Consider the following 17,315-nt stretch of genomic DNA (forward strand, 5'->3'; position numbering starts at 1 on the left):
GCCTCCCCCATTCAGTCCTCCGGGTTGTAGCCGAGGTTGGGCGCCAGCCAGCGCTCGGCTTCGGCCAGCGTCCAACCTTTGCGCCTGGCGTAGTCCGCAACCTGGTCCTGAGCCAACCGGCCCACCACGAAGTACTGCGACTGCGGGTGCGAGAAGTACCAGCCGCTGACCGCGGCGCCCGGCCACATCGCCATCGAATCGGTCAGCTCGATGCCGGTGCGCTTCGTCACGTCCAGCAGCTCGAACAGCGTCACCTTCTCGGTGTGCTCCGGGCAGGCCGGATAGCCGGGGGCCGGTCGGATACCCACGTACTTCTCGCCGATGAGCGCATCGTTGTCCAGCTGCTCATCGGGCTGGTATCCCCAGAACTCCTTGCGGACCCGTTGGTGCATCCGTTCGGCGAACGCCTCGGCGAGCCGGTCGGCGACCGACTCCAACAGGATCGCGCTGTAGTCGTCGAGCGCCGCCTTGAACTCCATGATCTTGTCCTGGCTGCCGAGCCCCGCGGTGACGGCGAACGCGCCGACGTAATCTCGGAGACCCGTTTCCTTGGGGGCCACGAAGTCGCCGAGCGACCGGTTCGGGATGCCGTCTCGGTGCTCGCCCTGCTGGCGCAGGTTGTGCAGCGTGGTCAGCACCTCGGTTCGGGTGTCGTCGGTGTAGACCTCGACGTCTTCGGCATTCAAGCCGACCGCGTTGGCCGGGAAGAATCCGATCACGCCGTTGGCCGTCAGCCACTTCTCCTTGATCAGCGTGTCGAGCATCTCCTGGGCGTCGTCGTACAGCTTGCGGGCCGCCTCCCCCGTGGCGGGGTTGTTGAGGATGTCTGGGAATCGGCCCTTCATCTCCCAGGCGTTGAAGAACGGCTGCCAGTCGATGTACTCGCGCAGCTCGGCGAGGTCGTAGTCACCGAACTCACGCACGCCGAGGCCCTGAGCCGGCACCGGTGGCGTGTAGCCGTCCCATTCGATCGGCGTCCGGTTCGCGCGGGCCTTCTCCAGCGTCAGCATCGGCCGGTCGTTCTTCTGGGCGTGCCGATCACGCAGGGATGCGTAGTCCTTTTCGGTGGCCTCCAGCAGCCCAGCCCGCTGCTTGTCGTCGAGCAGCGCGGCGGCCACCGGGACCGAGCGGGACGCGTCCTTGACCCACACCACCGGACCGCTGCGGCGCGGCGCGATCTTCACCGCCGTGTGGGCGCGCGAGGTGGTCGCACCGCCGATCAGCAGCGGGATCTGCAGGCCTTCGCGTTCCATCTCGACGGCGAAGTTGGCCATCTCGTCCAACGACGGGGTGATCAGGCCGGACAGCCCGACGATGTCGGCGTTGTGCTCCTTCACCGCATCCAGAATTTTCTGGGCGGGCACCATCACCCCGAGGTCGATCACTTCGAAGTTGTTGCACTGCAACACAACCCCGACGATGTTCTTGCCGATGTCGTGGACGTCTCCCTTGACGGTCGCCATCACGATGGTGCCGTTGGTGTCTTTGGATCCGGTGGTACCGGCCTCCTCCTTCTCCGCCTCGATGAACGGCAGCAGGTAGGCGACGGCCTTCTTCATCACCCGGGCTGACTTCACGACCTGGGGCAAAAACATCTTGCCCGACCCGAACAGGTCGCCGACGACGTTCATACCGTCCATCAGCGGGCCCTCGATCACCTCGATCGGTCGCCCTCCCGCCTCGGCGATCTCGACCCGCAGTTCCTCGGTGTCCTCCTCGACGTGGGCGTCGATGCCCTTGACCAGGGCGTGCGTGATCCGCTCGCGGACCGGCAGGGATCGCCACTCGGCGGCGGTCGGATCCTCCGACTTCTCGGTGCTGTTGAACCGTTCGGCGATCTCCAACAGGCGCTCGGCGGCGTCGGCGCGACGGTTGAGCACCACGTCCTCGATGCGCTCCCGCAACTCCGGATCGATCGAGTCGTAGGGCACCAGCGCACCGGCATTGACGATGCCCATGTCCAGGCCGGCCTTGATGGCGTGGAACAGAAACACCGCATGGATGGCCTCGCGGACCGGGTTGTTGCCGCGGAACGAGAACGACACGTTCGAGATGCCGCCCGAGAGGTGCACCCCGGGCAGGTTCTCCTTGATCCACGCGCAGGCTTCGATGAAGTCGATGCCATAGGTGGCGTGCTCTTCGATGCCGGTGGCCAGCGCGAAGCAGTTCGGGTCGAAGATGATGTCCTCGGCGGGGAACCCGACCTCTTCGGTCAGGATCCGGTAGGCGCGACCGCAGATCTCTTTGCGGCGCTCCAGGTTGTCAGCCTGCCCCTGCTCGTCGAAGGCCATCACGACAACGGCCGCGCCGTATTTGCGGCACAGCCGTGCCTCGTGGACGAACTTCTCCTCGCCCTCCTTGAGCGAGATCGAGTTGACGATCGGCTTGCCCTGCACGTTCTTCAGGCCCGCCTCGATGACCTCCCACTTGGAGGAATCGATCATCACCGGCACGCGGCTGATGTCGGGTTCGGACGCGATCAGCCTGGTGAACCGGTCCATCGCGGCGACGCCGTCGATCATGCCCTCGTCCATGTTGATGTCGATGACCTGCGCGCCGACCTCGACCTGCTGCAGGGCCACCGACAGCGCGGTGTCGTAATCCTCGGCCTTGATGAGGTTGCGGAACCGGGCCGAGCCGGTGATGTTGGTGCGCTCACCGATGTTGACGAACAGGGTGTCGTCGTCGATGTTGAGCGGTTCCAGGCCCGAGAGCCGGGTGGCCACCGGGATCTGGGGCACCTTTCGCGGTGGCTTGCCCTCGACGGCCTCGGCGATCTTGGCGATGTGCGCCGGTGTGGTTCCGCAGCACCCACCGACCAGGTTGACGAAGCCCGCCTCGGCGAAGTCGGCGACGTAGCCGGCCTGGCGCTCGGGGGTTTCGTCGTACTCGGCGAACGCGTTGGGCAGCCCGGCGTTCGGGTAACACGACACGAATGTGTCTGCGATTCGAGAGATTTCGGCGATGTAGGGCCTCATCTCCGGCGCGCCCAGCGCGCAGTTGAGGCCGACCGCGAGCGGCTTGGCGTGCCTGACCGAGTTCCAGAATGCCTCGGTGACCTGTCCGGACAGCGTCCGCCCCGATGCGTCGGTGATGGTGCCCGAGATGACGACGGGCCAGCGGCGCCCGCGGTCTTCGAACAGCGTCTCGAGCGCGAACACGGCGGCCTTGGCGTTCAGCGTGTCGAAGATCGTCTCGACGAGGATGATGTCGGCGCCGCCGTCGACCAGACCGGTGGCAGCTTCCAGGTAGGCGGCGACCAGCTGGTCGTAGGTGACGTTGCGGGCGCCGGGATCGTTGACGTCCGGCGAGATTGAGGCGGTCCGCGTGGTGGGCCCCAGCGCTCCGGCGACGTAGCGGGGCCTGTCCGGGGTGCCGACCTCGTCGCAGGCCTTCCGTGCGAGGGCTGCACCGGTGTAGTTCAGTTCGTAGCTGAACTCCTCCATGCCGTAGTCCGACAGCGAGATCGCGTTCGCGTTGAACGTGTTGGTCTCGATGATGTCGGCGCCGGCGTCGAGGTATTCGCGGTGAATCGCCTCGATGATCTGCGGCTGGGTCAGGTTGAGCAGGTCATTGTTGCCTTGAACGTCGCTCGGCCAGTCCTTGAACCGCTCACCGCGGTACCCGGCCTCGTCCGGCCGGTCCCGCTGGATCGCCGTGCCCATCGCGCCGTCGATCACCATGATCCGCCGGCGCAGGGTCGCCGTCAGCTCGTCCGTGCAGTCGGGGCGGACGTTCGGCGTGAAGGTGGTCGACTCAACCGCGGTCATGCGCGCTCCTTCCCTTAGGAAGGCGTCCTTGAGTCTGCCGAGCGTGGCGGATGACGGTGAAGACCGGAATCCGTTGCAACGCCTCTCGACAGGCAAAGTCTACGTTGTCACCCAATCGATTTTCGGACGCCCACGTGGTCGCGGCGGTCGAACCGGTCCGCACTGCGACGCGCACCCATGAGCGAGGGCTGGCGGATCTTGTCGGCACTGTCGTCGACACCTCGGTTAACCAGACTGCCGCCGAGCGAATTTCGTCTCGGTTGGATCCTGCACATCAGCCACGAAACCAGGGTAGTCGGCGCATCAACTCAGCACGTGTGGCGATGGCGCTCCTCCCCGCCTCAGAGGGCTTACGCTGGCCTTGTGACCTTGTCGGATGCGAGCGGTTTCAGACCGCCCGACCTGCCGGAACTGACCGACACGATCGTCGTCGCGGCGTTCGAGGGCTGGAACGACGCGGGTGATGCCGCCAGCGATGCGGTGGAGCACCTCGATGCCATCTGGGAAGCCGAGACGATCGTCGAGATCGACGACGAGGCCTACTACGACTACCAGGTGAACCGGCCGGTGATCAGGCAGGTCGACGGGGTCACGCGGGAACTGTTGTGGCCGTCGATGCGGATTTCGCACTGCCGTCCGCCGGGTGCCGACCGTGACATCGTGTTGATGCACGGCGTCGAGCCCAATATGCGCTGGCGCACGTTCTGCTCGGAGTTGTTGGCGATCGCCGACAAGCTCAACGTGCAGACCGTCGTCATCCTCGGCGCCCTCCTGGCCGATACGCCGCATACCCGGCCGGTGCCGGTGTCGGGCGCGGCCTACTCGTCGGACTCCGCCGCGTTCTTCGGGCTCGAGGAGACGCGGTACGAAGGCCCCACAGGCATCGCCGGCGTGTTCCAGGACGCGTGCGTGCAGGCGGGTATCCCCGCGGTGACGTTCTGGGCCGCGGTCCCGCACTACGTTTCCCAGCCGCCGAACCCGAAGGCGACGGTTGCCCTGCTGCGCCGCGTCGAAGACGTGCTCGACATCGAGGTGCCGCTGGCCGACCTGCCCACCGCGGCCGAAGAGTGGGAACAGGCGGTTTCGGAGATGACCGCCGAGGACGACGAGATCGCCGAGTACGTGCAGTCGCTGGAGGAACGCGGCGATGCCGAGGTCGACATGACCGAGGCGCTCGGCAAGATCGACGGCGACGCGCTGGCCGCCGAGTTCGAGCGCTATCTGCGCCGCCGCGGTCCCGGCTTCAGGGGCTAGGGGTCTCTCCCTCCGCGCGAGCGACCGCATTTGTACAGGGATCGGCGGCGTGCCGCCGTGCAGACACGGCCGCTCGCGGCATGGGGTTCACAGGAGGGGTGCTACCGCTTTTCCAGCGCTTCGGTGCGCGCGCTCATCGAGCGGCCCAGCGCCGCGACTTCGGCGTCCATCTTCGGCAACAGCTCGGGCACCGACTTCAGCGTGGCGCGGTCCCCCAGGCGTGACGCCAGCACCGGCTTGAGCCAGCGCATCAGGCCGACGAACCGCGGGCAGTTGATCTGCCGTTTGCGCTGCTCGATGCCCTTGACGAACAGCTCTCCGCACTCGCGCACCGACGTGGTCTTGCCCAGCGGTCCCGGCAAGGTGTCGAGCATCGCGCGGGCGCTCGGCAGATCCGACTGGCTCTCCCGCACGAGCGGGGTGTCGATCCAGAGCATGTGCGCCGATCCGACGTCGACGCCGTGGTGGGCCACCTCGAGGCGCAACGCGTTGGCGAAGTGCTCGACCGCGGCCTTGGAGGCGTCGTACGGCGCCATACCGGCCGTTGCCGCGTAGGCGGCCGCCGAGGACACGATCAGTACGTAGCCGCGGCGGTCGATCACCGAGGGCAGCGCGGCCCGTACGGTGTTGAACACGCCGACGACGTTGACGTCGATCAGCGTCCGGAACGCCTCCGGGTCGACCTGTAGCACTGACCCGTAGGTCGCGATGCCCGCGTTGGCCATCACGATGTCGATCCCACCGAACCGCTCGACACCCTTGGCGACGGCCGCTTCCATCGCGGCCAGATCGCGCACGTCGGCGACTGCCGTGACCACGCCCTCATTGCCGAACCGCGCCGCGACCCGGGCCAGCCGGTCCCCGTCCAGGTCGGTCAACACCAACTTCGCGCCCTTGTCGTGCAAGCGGCGCGCCACCTCTTCGCCGATACCGTTCGCCCCGCCGGTGATCAGGACGACTTTGCCGTTCACAGAAGCCATGAGCGACAACGTACTCGCCGTTCTACAGCTGAATGCCCAACAGGGCGTCGACGGCGGTCGCCACCGCGTGTCCCGCCTCCGGGTCGTGGCCGCCGTAGCTCAGTGCGTCGGTGCTCCAACCATCCAGGGCGGCAAGCGTTTTGGGGGTGTCGAGATCGTCGGCGAGGTAGCGACGAACCCGGTTCACCACGTCGGTTGCATCCGGCGCGCCGGGCAGCGCGACGGCCGCGCGCCAGCGGGCCAGCCGCTCGGCCGCCTCGGCGAGCACCGCGTCACTCCAGTACCGATCGTCACGGTAATGGCCGGCGAACAGCCCGAGCCGGATCGCCGCGGGATCGACGCCGTCGGCGCGTAACCGTGAGACCAGCACCAGGTTCCCCCGGCTCTTGCTCATCTTGTGGCCGTCCCAGCCGATCATGCCGGCGTGCACGTAGTGACGCGCGAATCTCCGCTCACCGGTGACGGATTCGGCGTGGGCGGCGGAGAACTCGTGGTGCGGGAAGATCAGGTCGCTGCCGCCGCCCTGAATGTCGAGGTCGGTGCCGATGCGGCTCAGTGCGATGGCCGCGCATTCCACGTGCCATCCGGGACGGCCCGGCCCGAACGGCGACGGCCAACTCGGCTCCCCCGGCCGTTGGGCCTGCCACAGCAGCGCATCGAGTTCATCGCCCTTGCCGGGTCGCTCTGGGTCGCCGCCGCGTTCGGCGAACAGCCGACGCATGGTGTCTCGGTCGTAGCCGGATTCGTAACCGAATTGCGCAGTGGCGTCGGCGCGGAAGTACACGTCGGGATACTCAGCGTCCTCGACGATGTAGGCGGCGCCGGACGCCAGCAGCTTTTCCACGACCTCGATGACCTCGGCGATGGCCTCGGTGGCGGCGACGTAGTCGTGCGGCGGCAGCACCCGCAGCGCGGCCATGTCCTCGCGGAACAACTGGGTCTCGCGGTCGGCGAGCTCGCGCCAGTCCACGCCGTCGCGCTGGGCGCGTTCGAACAGCGGGTCGTCGATGTCGGTGATGTTCTGCACGTAGTGCACCCGGTGTCCGGCGTCCAGCCAGACGCGGTGCACGAGATCGAACGCGAGGTAGGTGGCGGCGTGGCCGAGGTGGGTCGCGTCGTAGGGTGTGACGCCGCAGACGTACATGGTGGCCGTATTGCCCGCAGTGACGGGACGGACCTGACGGTCGGCGCTGTCGTAGAGCCGCAGCTGCGGCCCGCGGCCCGGCAACGCCGGTACGACGGGAGCCGGCCACGAATGCATAGTCTCGACTTTAGGCATCGACCTCACCGACATCGCGGGCGGCCGTTGCATTCCCGGTTCAGTTTCTCCAGCGGTTCCGATATGCCGACAGGATCTCCTCGAGCAGCACCTCCTTGAGTTCCGGCCGGCACATTAGCAGGTCGGGCAGGTAGGGGTCGCGCCGGTTGTAGACCAGCTCGGAGCCGTCGATGCGCGATGCGTGAAGACCCGCGGCCTGCACCACTCCGGCGGGGGCGGCCGAATCCCACTCCCACTGACCACCGGCATGCAGATAGGCGTCTACGTCACCGCGCACCACCGCCATAGCCTTGGCGCCGGCGGAGCCGATCCGCACCAGCTGGATGTCCATCCGTTCGCGCAGCCACCACAGCACCGGCGGCGGGCGGTTGGCGCTCGCCGTGATGAGGATGGGACCTTCGGCGCGCGGTGGCGGCGGGGTGACGGTGTCGGTGCGGTAGATCTCGTTGCGGGCGGGAAGCGCTACGGCGGCGTCGGTGATGCGTCCGTTCGGGCCGCCGTCGCGTCGCCACAGTGCGATGTGCACCGCCCAGTCGGTCCGGCGCGGCATGGAGAACTCATGGGTGCCGTCGACCGGGTCGACAATCCACACCCGGTCGGCGGTGACGCGCGATAGATCGTCGACGGCCTCTTCGGAGAGCACCGCGTCGTCAGGCCGTAGGGCGCGCAACCGATCGAGGATCAGCCTGTTGGCCAGCGTGTCCCCTGTGTCGCCGAGGTCGTAGGGGTCGTAAAAGCCCACTTGGTCGCGGACCTTCAACAGCATCTCGCCCGCCTCAGCGGCCACCTCGGCGGCCAGCGCCGCATCGGTCAGGCTCATCAGGTCAGAACGCCGGCCACGGGATCGGGCGGCGCCGATCGGGTGAAGGCATCACCGGATCGGTGAGCAGCGCAACGGTTCTGGAGAGCAACGCGGCGATCTCCCGCTCCGTGACCAGGGTGCACAGGTCGTCGGCCAACCCGTTTCGCAGCTGATCGCGCAGCGTCGCCACCGATTCCAGCGTCTGGTCGTCGACGGGTTTACCGGCCCAGCCCCACAGCACGGTGCGTAGCTTGTCCTCGACATGCAGGGTGACCCCGTGGTCGACGCCGTACACGCAGCCGTCGACGCCGGACAGGATGTGGCCGCCCTTGCGGTCGGCGTTGTTGACCAGCACGTCGAACACCGCCATCCGACGTAACCGGTCGTCGTCGGCGTGCACAAGGGTGACCTCGTCACCCGCGTAGTCGTAGGCATTAAGAATCGGTAGAAATCCTGGCGGAATGCGGCCCGCCGGAAGCAGATCCACCAGTTCCGGACCTGTCGGTCGTTCGTCGTCGCCTTCATCGCCGGGCTGGTCCACCCACAGTTGCACCATGCCCTCACCCGCGGGTCCTTTGCGAATGATGGTGTAGGGCACGATGTTCCACCCCAACGCGGCCGACACCAGATACGCCCCCCGCTCACGGCCGGCCAGCGTGCCGTCGGGGAAGTCCCACAGCGGCGCCTCGCCCGCCACCGGTTTGTAGACGCAATGCACCTGGTGCTGACCGAGATTCGCCTCGCACAGGAAGGTCGCGTTGCTGGCCGACCGGATGCGCCCGATGACGGTCAGCTCGCCGCACCGCAACACCTCTTCGCGGACCGCACCGGCCCCGCAGTCAGATGTCGATGTCATCGTCGGACTCGGCGAAGGCGCCGCGCCGATAGCCGTTCGTGCGCACGCAGATGTGACCCTCGGGGTCCAACGGTTCGTCGCACAGAGGACAGGGCGGGCGGCCTGCCGAGATGACCCGGTTCGAGCGCGTCGCGAATTCGCGTGCGGATTCCGGTGTCAGGAACACACGGACCGCGTCGGGGCCCTCCTCCGCGTCGTCGAGCACGACCGACGCGTCGAACTCGGTCTCCGACACCGCGAGGAGTTCGACGACGACCGTCTGCGCCTCGGAATCCCAGCCCAGTCCCATCGTGCCCACGCGGAACTCCGCGTCGACCGGCGTGATCAGCGGGCTGAGATCCTCGACCTCACCGGTGTCGGGCGGGATCGGCGTTCCGAACCGGCGATTGATCTCGAGCAGCAATGCGGCGATCCGCTCGGCGAGCACGGCAACCTGCTGCTTCTCCAGCACCACCGATACGACGCGCTTGTCATGAACGGCCTGCAAGTAGAACGTGCGGTTGCCGGGTTGGCCGATGGTCCCGGCCACGAATCGGTCGGGTGTGCGGAAAACGTGGATTGCGCGGGCCATGGCACTTCCCAAAATACCGGTTCGGGCTCGTCAGCCGTAATTGCGACTAGCCGGTCGACCCGCCGATGACGGCATCCTGCGGCGGCACCTCTCCGTCAGGAGGGCCGTCTTGGGCGTCGCTCTCGGGCGGTTTGGGCAACAGGCCGGACGTGAGTTGGTCACCGGTGTGGTTGACGTGGATCACGAACGGCCGCACCGACGTGTAGCGGATCACGCTCATCGACGCCGGGTCGGCGGTGATCCGCTGAAAACTGTCGAGGTGGGTTCCGAGCGCATCGGCGACGATCGCCTTGATCACATCGCCATGCGTACACGCGACCCACAGTGCGTCGCCCTCGGACTCCTCGGCGAGTCGACGGTCGTGCTCGCGCACCGCGGCCACCGCGCGGGCCTGCACTTGGGCGAGCCCTTCCCCGTCCGGAAACACCGCGGCGCTCGGGTGCTGCTGCACCACCGCCCACAGCGGCTCCTTGACCAGGTCGGCGATCTTGCGCCCGGTCCAGGCCCCGTAGTCGACCTCCGAGATCCGGTCGTCGACGACCGGTGTCAGGCCCAGCGCCGCGGCCAACGGTTCCACCGTTCGTTCGCACCGCAGCAGCGGCGAACGCACGATTGCGCGGATCGGCAGTGATCCGATGCGCGTCGCCACCGCCTGCGCCTGTTCGCGTCCCTTGTCGTCGAGGTCGACGCCGTCGGATCGGCCCGCGAGCGTGTGCGCGGTGTTGGAGGTCGAGCGGCCGTGCCGCAGCAGGATCACCGTCACGTCGCTGCCACCACACCCGTCCCCAACAAGATCAGCACCACGGTGCCCAGCATGACGCGATACCCGACGAACCAGTACATGCTGTGCCTGACCAGGAACCGCAGGAACCAGGCCACCGCCGCGAAACCGACGACGAACGCGATCACCGTGGCCACGAACAGCTGCGGGCCACTGGCGCTCATCCCTTCGCCGACGGGGTGGAATGCGTCGGGCAGCGAGAACAACCCCGAGGCGAACACCGCGGGGATGGCGAGAAGGAAGCCGAACCGGGCGGCCACCTCGCGGTTGAGGCCGAGGAAGAGCCCCGCACTGATCGTCGCCCCGGAGCGGGACACACCCGGCAGCAGGGCCAGGCACTGCGCGAGGCCAACGATGATGCTGTCTTTCCACGTGAGTTGTTCGACGGTGCGAGCCTGGCGGCCGAAGTACTCGGCGGCGGCGATGACGGCCGAGAACACGATCAGCGCGATCGCGATGGCCCAGAGATTGCGTGCCCCGGTGCGGATCTGGTCCTTGAGCAGCAGCCCGAGCACGGCGATGGGAATGGTTCCGACGATCACGTACCAGCCCAGCCAGTAGTCGGCGTTGCGGTGCGCGGTGACGAACAACCCGTTGAACCAAGCCTTGACGATGCGCGCGATGTCCTTGGCGAAGTAGAGCAGGACCGCGAATTCGGTGCCGAGCTGGGTGACGGCGGTGAACGACGCCCCGGCATCGTCGGCGAAGAACACACGCGAGGTGATCGCCAGATGTCCTGAGGACGATACGGGCAGGAACTCGGTCAGCCCCTGCACTATCGCGAGGACGACCACCTGCACCCACGACATCGCCGGCACGTCCGTCACGACGACGACCGTACCGTGAGCGGGTGTTAGCGACCGGTCCGCGCCACGGGCTCTGCGGAGGCGACGAGATCACGCACCGCCGCGCCCACGCTGCGCCGGTCGGTGAGGTCGATGTCGGTGAGCTTGCGGCTCGACACCGCGACAACGTCCTCCTCGTGCGGGACCGGCCCCGCCAACCGCGGGCGGTAGATCTCGACGACCAGCATCTGACGCTCGACGTGGAACGAGAAACTGCGGCCGTCGCCCACCTGGCCGAAGCCACTGGCGTGCAGACCCGTCGTCATATCCTCGATCACAAACTCCCGGGCACCCACTGCTCGGTCCGCTGCGAGGGTCATGATCGCACCATACCGCTGACGTGGCCGCTAATTGGTAAGCCACGGAGAGCGGATGAAAGCCGACGTGCAGCAGTCTGCCTAGACTGGCGATCCAGTCGATTTCCCGTAAGCACGATCGAGAGCTACCCCTTGCCGCCGCTTGTAAACGCACCGAATCAGCCGCTTCACCGGACTGTGGCGGCACTGGCTATCGTTCCGGCGCTTGTCCTGGTCGGGGGCTGCTCGTCGGGGGGTTCCGACGCGCCGGCCACCATCGCTCCCGCGCAGGCCGCGGTGTCCCCGCCGGTCGCCGGCCGACCGGACGGCGCGGTGCGGCCGTTGGCCGGGGATCCGCAGGCGGCGATCGTCGACGCGGCGAGCGGCTCGTTGGCGGTGCTGACGACGGACCCGGCGGGCCGATCGCAGGTCACGGTGTTTTCCAGGGCGGGCGAAGATGCTGCGACGGTGTCGCTGCCCAGCCCTGCCACCGCGGTGACCGGCGACGGCGAGGGCCATGTCTACGCGGCGACGCGCGGCGGTTACCACCGGATCGACCTGGCCGGCCGCGCCGCCACCAGGGTCGAGGTCGAGGGCCGGCCGGACACTGAGTTCACCGCGATCGCACGGCGGGCTGACGGCCGGCTGGTGCTCGGCAGCGCCGACGGCGCCGTCTACACGATGGGCTCGGACACGACCGTCGCCGCTGAACTGAAGATCTTCGCCCGCGTGGATGAGCTTGTCACACAGGGGAATACGGCCGTGGTACTGGATCGCGCCCAGACCTCGGTGACAGCGTTGACCGAGCGCGGTGACGAGCAGGCACAGGCGCTACGCGCGGGTGAGGGTGCGACGACGATGGTCGCCGATCCGGCCGGCCGGGTGCTTGTGGCCGACACCCGCGGCGACGGACTGCTGGTATTCGGCACCGACCCGCTGATCCTGCGTCAGCGGTATCCGGTGCGCGACGCCCCGTACGGCCTCGCCGGGTCTTCGACGTTGGCGTGGGTGTCGCGAACAGCGGCGAACGAGGTCGTTGGTTACGATCTGGCCACCGGCATCCCCGTCGAGAAGGTGCGATATCGAACCGTGCGGCAACCGAACTCCCTGGCATTCGACGAATCCTCTGGCACGCTGTATGTGGTGTCCGAATCGGGAGCGGGTGTGCAGGTGATCGTCGACGCGGCGAGAGCCCACGAATGAGCGCGATTCACCGCGGACGGATGCCGGCGGCTTGGGAGGACGTCGTCCAGGCCGACCCCTCGGACGACTACGAATGGATTCCGCTGCGGCTCCCGCCGGATGTCACGCGTGTCAGCGCCTCGACCCGGTTGTCGATCGAGGCCGAGTACCGCGGTTGGGAACTCACCCGCGTGCGGCTGTACACGGACGGTTCGCGGCGAGTGTTGTTGCGGCGCAAGAAGACCGCGGCCGGCCGGGCGAACACCCCCGAGCAGCCCGCACAGTGATCGCGTGATGTACGGCGCGCTGCGGCGGGCGCTGTTTCTCGTTGCGCCCGAACGGATCCACACGTTCGTGTTCGCCGTGCTCAGGATCGTCACTTATCCGTCGTGGCCGCGGCGCGCTCTGAAACGGTGGTTGGGACCCCGCGATCCGATACTGGCGAGCACCGTCTTCGGCGTCCGGTTCCCCGGCCCGCTGGGTCTTGCCGCCGGCTTCGACAAGGACGGGAGCGGACTGCACACGTGGGGCGCGCTGGGCTTCGGGTACGCCGAGGTGGGCACGGTGACCGCGCAGGCTCAGCCCGGCAATCCGAAGCCGCGCATGTTCCGGCTACCCGAGGACCGCGCGTTGTTGAATCGGATGGGATTCAACAACCACGGTGCGGGAGAACTTGCGGTGCGGCTGGCCCGGCACCTTCCCGATGTCCCGATCGGGGTGAACATCGGGAAGACGAAGGTCACCCCGGCTGAGGCGGCGGTTCAGGACTACGCCACATCCGCTCGGCTGCTGGGACCGCTGGCGGCGTACGTGGTGGTCAACGTCAGCTCACCGAACAGTCCGGGGCTGCGCGACCTGCAGGCGGTGTCGTCCCTTCGTCCGATCCTGACCGCAGTCCTGGCGGCGACGTCGACACCGGTGCTGGTGAAGATCGCACCGGACCTGTCCGACGAAGATGTCGACGAAATCGCCGATCTGGCAGTCGAACTCGGCCTGGCAGGCATCGTCGCCACCAACACGACGGTGTCGCGTGACGGCTTGGTCACCCCGGGTCTCGACGATCTGGGGCCGGGCGGCATCTCAGGGCGGCCGGTGGCCGGGCGTTCGGTGGAGGTGCTGCGCAGGCTCCATCGCCGCGTCGGAAACCGGCTGGTGCTGATCAGCGTCGGTGGCATCGAAACCGCCGACGACGCCTGGGACCGGATCACTTCCGGGGCCTCTTTGTTGCAGGGGTACACCGCGTTCGTGTACGGCGGCGGGCTGTGGGCCAAGCGCATTCACGACGGCATCGCCCGCCGCCTTCACGAGGAGGGCTTCGGCTCACTGGCCGAAGCGGTGGGTTCGGCGGCCTAACCGGCGCGCTTGCGTTTGCGGATGAACTCACCCGCCTCGGCTTCGCGCTGACGCTTCTCAGCGCGCCGGTCCTTGAGGGACCGTTCGGCCTTCTTCAGGCTTCTTCCCGGTTTCTTGTCAGCCATTGTCGCTCCTTCAGCAGAAGTGGCAATCACTCAGCTGCGACCATACGTCAGTTCCTCGGAAAAGCCAGTCGTGCAGGTAATCGGAGCGCGCAGAGCCGATTTCGCTACTTCTGCTCGTAGGTCGCGTGGATCAGCGCCCGCGCGATCGCGTGCTGGAACAGGTTGAAACCCAGGTATGCCGGAGTCGCATCCTCAGGCAGATCGAGCTTTTCGACGCCGACGGCGTGCACGGCGACGATGTAACGGTGCGGGCCGTGCCCCGGCGGCGGGGCGGCACCAATGAAGCGCTTGAGGCCGGCGTCGTTGCGCAGCGTGAGCGCATCACCGGGAAGCCCGCTGCCGTCACCTGCGCCCGCGGGCAGTTCCGTCACGGTGGCGGGCAGGTTCGCCACCGCCCAATGCCAGAAGCCGGACGCGGTCGGGGCGTCGGGGTCGTAGACCGTGACGGCGAAGCTGCGGGTCTCCTCGGGGAAACCTGACCACGTCAGATGCGGCGAGACGTCGCTGCCCCCAGCGCCCATGATGCCGCTGACCTGGTCATTAGTCAGCGTCCCGCCGTCGGTGAAGGTATCCGAGGACACCGTGAACGTGGGCAGCTCGGGGAGGAACTCGTACGGGTTGTAGTCAAACGCCATGACTCGTCCTTTCGTCTATCAGCAGTTCAGCAGGAAGTGTTCGAGGACCTGGGTACCGAACTTCAACGCGTCAACGGGTACCCGTTCGTCGACGCCGTGGAACAACGCGGTGAAGTCCAGATCCGGCGGTAATCGCAGCGGCGCGAACCCGAAGCAGCGAATCCCCAACTGCGCGAAGGCCTTTGCATCCGTTCCGCCGGAAAGCATGTACGGCACGATGCGGGCGTCGGGATCCACGGACAGGATCGCGCCGTTCATCGCGTCGACGAGATCGCCGTCGAAGGTGGTCTCGTAGGACGGCAGTTCGGTGACCCACTCACGGGTGACGTTCGGGCCGATCAGCTCGTCCACCTCGCGTTCGAAGGCGGCCTGGCGCCCGGGCAGGATGCGACAGTCCACCACGGCTTCGGCGGACGCCGGGATGACGTTGGCCTTGTAACCGGCCTTGAGCATCGTCGGATTGGCGGTGTCGCGCAGGGTGGCGCCGACCACGCGGGCGATCGGACCCAGCTTGGCGATCGCGCCGGCCAGATCCGGCGAGTCGATGTCGAACGAATAGCCGGTCTCCTCGGTGACAGCCTGCAGGAATTGGCCGACCGCGTCGGTCATCACCAGCGGGAACTCGTGGCGGCCGAGTTTGGCGACCGCTTCGGCGACCGCGGTGACGGAGTTGCTGTCGTGGATCATCGAGCCGTGGCCCGCGTGGCTGCGCGCGGTCAGCTTCATCCAGTTCATCGACTTCTCGGCCGTCTCGACCAGGTAGAGCCGTCGCTCCCCGCCGTCCTTGCGCGGCACCGTCAACGAGAAGCCGCCGACCTCGCCGACGGCCTCGCTGACGCCGGCGAAGAGGTCAGGCCGGTGCTTGACCAGCCAGTGTGAGCCGAACCGGCCGCCGGCCTCCTCGTCGGACAGGAACGCGAAGATCAGGTCGCGGGGCGGGGTGATGCCGGCGCGTTTGAAGTGCCGCGCGATCGCGATCAGCATGCCGCACATGTCCTTCATATCGACCGCGCCGCGGCCCCACACGTAGCCGTTCTCGACCGCGCCGGAGAACGGGTGCACGCTCCAGTCGGACGCCTCGGCGGGTACCACGTCGAGGTGGCCGTGCAGTAGCAGCGACCCGCGCGAGCTGTCGGCCCCCTCGAGCCGGGCGAACACATTGCCCCTGCCCGGCGCCCCCGCCTCCACGTATTCGGTCGTATAGCCGACCTCTTCGAGTTGCGCGGCCACCCAGTGGGCGCATTCGGCCTCACCCTTGGTGGTGGCCGGGTCACCGGTGTTGGACGTGTCGAACCGGATGAGCGCGCTTACGAGGTCGACGACCTCCGCTTCGGCGTTGACGGGACCAGTCACAGTGCTAATGGGTAGTGCTCCTCTCGTCCGCCACCATTCGTACCATTGACCTGCCAGCTGGGTTTGGGTCCGCCTCGGGTGATCCGATAGCCTTAGCTGCCCGCAACGAGTCCGAGTGGCGGAATGGCAGACGCGCTAGCTTGAGGTGCTAGTGCCCTATTAACGGGCGTGGGGGTTCAAGTCCCCCCTCGGACACAACACTCACCGGCCGTATCCTCGCACTTAGATGGCGGTTTTCGTGCGTTTTCGGCGACGGTCAACGGGCGCTTTGGACACACTTTGGACACTATCTGCGATCTTCGCGTCGAGATTGACCGCAACCGCATCAAGGTCGCTGTCGAACAAGTCGGCGTAGATCTGCAGCGTCACGCTCGGGTCTTTTTGGCCGAGCATCCGCGACACCGCAAGGACATTCGCCCCCGAGGAGACGGCCAAGCTCGCGCACGTGTGCCGCAGATCGTGCGGCGTGATCGTCTGCACCTTGTGCGCTCGACCGCCCGTTGAACCATCCCGTCGAGTCGTAGCTGGGACGCTTCAAGTACCCGCCGTTTCGCGCCGGGAACAGTAGATCGCCCGCGGAGCGGCCATCGCACCGTGCCGCCAGCCGAGACAGCACCGACGCCGCCACCGGCACCGTACGATTCTCTTTGCTCTTCGTCTGCCCGACCTCGAACTCCTGCCCCACTCAACGGCGTTGCGGTGCACCGGAATACGGTGTATCAGGAACTCGACCTCGGCGACGGTGAGCGCGATCGCCTCACCCCACCGCAGTAAATGCGAGTGTCAGCACCAGGTCGGCGTGACGGCCGGGTTCCTCGGCTAACCGACACACGTCGGCCTCGGTGAGGTGGACCTGGCGTTCCGGTGCCTTTTCGGTTTCTCGCCGCGCTTGAACCGACGTGCCCGGATTGAAAGCCAGTGCGCGGTGCTCGACCGCATCGTCGAGGATGCCGATTGCGCGGTTGACACTGTGGCGGTCGACCCGTTGCGGGTCATCGACGCGGCCCACGCCTTGACGTCCAAGCTGTCGACCTTATTCACCGGGACGCCAGGTGCCAGCATTGGGTGACGCTGTGCACGCACGACGAGGGCAGGATCGAGGTGCTCGTCGCGGTGCCTGACGAGACGGCCGTATCGCTGACCGAGATCGGGCACCGCACCGAGGTCGACAACGACGCCGACAAGCGACCCGCCTGGTTTTACTAACCCGGATTGACGCACACCATCACGGAG

At 67.3% G+C, this 17,315-nt stretch carries 19 protein-coding genes and 1 tRNA gene; 6 read left to right on the top strand and 14 right to left on the bottom strand.

Annotated features, from left to right (window positions below; translation table 11 throughout):
* Positions 1-11: 11 nt before the first annotated feature.
* Complete coding sequence (gene metH / locus AU193_RS00545; RefSeq protein ID WP_064420394.1) at positions 12-3,770, bottom strand: methionine synthase; 3,759 nt, start codon at positions 3,768-3,770, stop codon at positions 12-14.
* A 363-nt stretch (positions 3,771-4,133) separates the two neighbouring features.
* Between metH and AU193_RS00550 the strand changes: the two genes are divergently transcribed.
* The gene (locus AU193_RS00550) at positions 4,134-5,024 is read left to right on the top strand and encodes a PAC2 family protein (protein WP_064420395.1); all 891 of its coding nucleotides are present in this window, start codon (positions 4,134-4,136) and stop codon (positions 5,022-5,024) included.
* Between the two features lie 101 nt (positions 5,025-5,125).
* Here AU193_RS00550 and AU193_RS00555 read toward each other — a convergent pair whose 3' ends face one another.
* From AU193_RS00555 to AU193_RS00590, 8 genes are read right to left on the bottom strand one after another with little or no spacing between them, the layout of a single operon-like run.
* Positions 5,126-6,004 (bottom strand): SDR family oxidoreductase, encoded by an 879-nt coding sequence (locus AU193_RS00555; RefSeq protein WP_064420396.1) that lies wholly within the window; start codon positions 6,002-6,004, stop codon positions 5,126-5,128.
* Between the two features lie 22 nt (positions 6,005-6,026).
* On the bottom strand, positions 6,027-7,265 hold the full coding sequence (mshC, locus tag AU193_RS00560; RefSeq protein ID WP_064420397.1) for a cysteine--1-D-myo-inosityl 2-amino-2-deoxy-alpha-D-glucopyranoside ligase: 1,239 nt from the start codon (positions 7,263-7,265) through the stop codon (positions 6,027-6,029).
* A 58-nt stretch (positions 7,266-7,323) separates the two neighbouring features.
* Positions 7,324-8,103, bottom strand: a complete 780-nt coding sequence (locus AU193_RS00565; RefSeq protein WP_064420398.1) for a 3'(2'),5'-bisphosphate nucleotidase CysQ — start codon at positions 8,101-8,103, stop codon at positions 7,324-7,326.
* A gap of 4 nt (positions 8,104-8,107) precedes the next feature.
* On the bottom strand, positions 8,108-8,941 hold the full coding sequence (locus AU193_RS00570) for an SCO1664 family protein (RefSeq protein WP_156425067.1): 834 nt from the start codon (positions 8,939-8,941) through the stop codon (positions 8,108-8,110).
* Positions 8,925-9,512, bottom strand: a complete 588-nt coding sequence (locus AU193_RS00575; RefSeq protein ID WP_064420400.1) for a DUF3090 domain-containing protein — start codon at positions 9,510-9,512, stop codon at positions 8,925-8,927. The genes AU193_RS00570 and AU193_RS00575 overlap by 17 nt, the downstream gene beginning before the upstream one ends.
* A gap of 46 nt (positions 9,513-9,558) precedes the next feature.
* Positions 9,559-10,275: a histidine phosphatase family protein gene (locus tag AU193_RS00580; RefSeq protein ID WP_064420401.1), complete on the bottom strand. Its 717-nt coding sequence runs from the start codon at positions 10,273-10,275 to the stop codon at positions 9,559-9,561.
* Entirely contained in the window at positions 10,272-11,102 is an 831-nt protein-coding gene (locus AU193_RS00585; RefSeq protein ID WP_064420626.1) for an undecaprenyl-diphosphate phosphatase, read from the bottom strand. The genes AU193_RS00580 and AU193_RS00585 overlap by 4 nt, the downstream gene beginning before the upstream one ends.
* A gap of 44 nt (positions 11,103-11,146) precedes the next feature.
* Positions 11,147-11,458 carry a hypothetical protein gene (locus tag AU193_RS00590; protein ID WP_064420402.1) on the bottom strand — a complete coding sequence of 104 codons (312 nt, stop codon included), beginning with the start codon at positions 11,456-11,458 and terminating at the stop codon, positions 11,147-11,149.
* Between the two features lie 174 nt (positions 11,459-11,632).
* Between AU193_RS00590 and AU193_RS00595 the strand changes: the two genes are divergently transcribed.
* From AU193_RS00595 to AU193_RS00605, 3 genes are read left to right on the top strand one after another with little or no spacing between them, the layout of a single operon-like run.
* Positions 11,633-12,637: a YncE family protein gene (locus AU193_RS00595; RefSeq protein ID WP_082682774.1), complete on the top strand. Its 1,005-nt coding sequence runs from the start codon at positions 11,633-11,635 to the stop codon at positions 12,635-12,637.
* Positions 12,634-12,903 (top strand): DUF5703 family protein, encoded by a 270-nt coding sequence (locus tag AU193_RS00600; RefSeq protein ID WP_064420404.1) that lies wholly within the window; start codon positions 12,634-12,636, stop codon positions 12,901-12,903. Before AU193_RS00595 ends, AU193_RS00600 begins: the two co-directional genes overlap by 4 nt.
* 7 nt (positions 12,904-12,910) lie before the next feature.
* Positions 12,911-13,969 carry a quinone-dependent dihydroorotate dehydrogenase gene (locus AU193_RS00605; RefSeq protein ID WP_064420405.1) on the top strand — a complete coding sequence of 353 codons (1,059 nt, stop codon included), beginning with the start codon at positions 12,911-12,913 and terminating at the stop codon, positions 13,967-13,969.
* On the opposite strand, the gene AU193_RS23715 is transcribed toward AU193_RS00605, so the two are convergent.
* The 3 genes from AU193_RS23715 to AU193_RS00615 form a co-directional block, all read right to left on the bottom strand.
* Positions 13,966-14,094 carry a hypothetical protein gene (locus AU193_RS23715; protein WP_256364322.1) on the bottom strand — a complete coding sequence of 43 codons (129 nt, stop codon included), beginning with the start codon at positions 14,092-14,094 and terminating at the stop codon, positions 13,966-13,968. The genes AU193_RS00605 and AU193_RS23715 overlap by 4 nt on opposite strands.
* 104 nt (positions 14,095-14,198) lie before the next feature.
* Entirely contained in the window at positions 14,199-14,729 is a 531-nt protein-coding gene (locus AU193_RS00610) for a YbhB/YbcL family Raf kinase inhibitor-like protein (protein WP_064420406.1), read from the bottom strand.
* A gap of 18 nt (positions 14,730-14,747) precedes the next feature.
* Entirely contained in the window at positions 14,748-16,091 is a 1,344-nt protein-coding gene (locus AU193_RS00615; RefSeq protein ID WP_172798176.1) for a M20/M25/M40 family metallo-hydrolase, read from the bottom strand.
* A 100-nt stretch (positions 16,092-16,191) separates the two neighbouring features.
* On the opposite strand from AU193_RS00615, the gene AU193_RS00620 reads away from it, so the two are divergent.
* Positions 16,192-16,277 (top strand) — tRNA-Leu (locus AU193_RS00620).
* A 27-nt stretch (positions 16,278-16,304) separates the two neighbouring features.
* Here AU193_RS00620 and AU193_RS00625 read toward each other — a convergent pair.
* Positions 16,305-16,562 (bottom strand): tyrosine-type recombinase/integrase, encoded by a 258-nt coding sequence (locus AU193_RS00625; protein WP_082682776.1) that lies wholly within the window; start codon positions 16,560-16,562, stop codon positions 16,305-16,307.
* Between the two features lie 277 nt (positions 16,563-16,839).
* Positions 16,840-17,091 (bottom strand): hypothetical protein, encoded by a 252-nt coding sequence (locus AU193_RS00630; RefSeq protein WP_064420408.1) that lies wholly within the window; start codon positions 17,089-17,091, stop codon positions 16,840-16,842.
* A 56-nt stretch (positions 17,092-17,147) separates the two neighbouring features.
* Here AU193_RS00630 and AU193_RS22995 point away from each other — a divergent pair, with 56 nt between their 5' ends.
* Positions 17,148-17,288: a hypothetical protein gene (locus tag AU193_RS22995; RefSeq protein ID WP_156425068.1), complete on the top strand. Its 141-nt coding sequence runs from the start codon at positions 17,148-17,150 to the stop codon at positions 17,286-17,288.
* Positions 17,289-17,315 lie beyond the last annotated feature (27 nt).

Source organism: Mycobacterium sp. GA-1285, from assembly GCF_001499905.1.
Lineage (GTDB): Bacteria > Actinomycetota > Actinomycetes > Mycobacteriales > Mycobacteriaceae > Mycobacterium.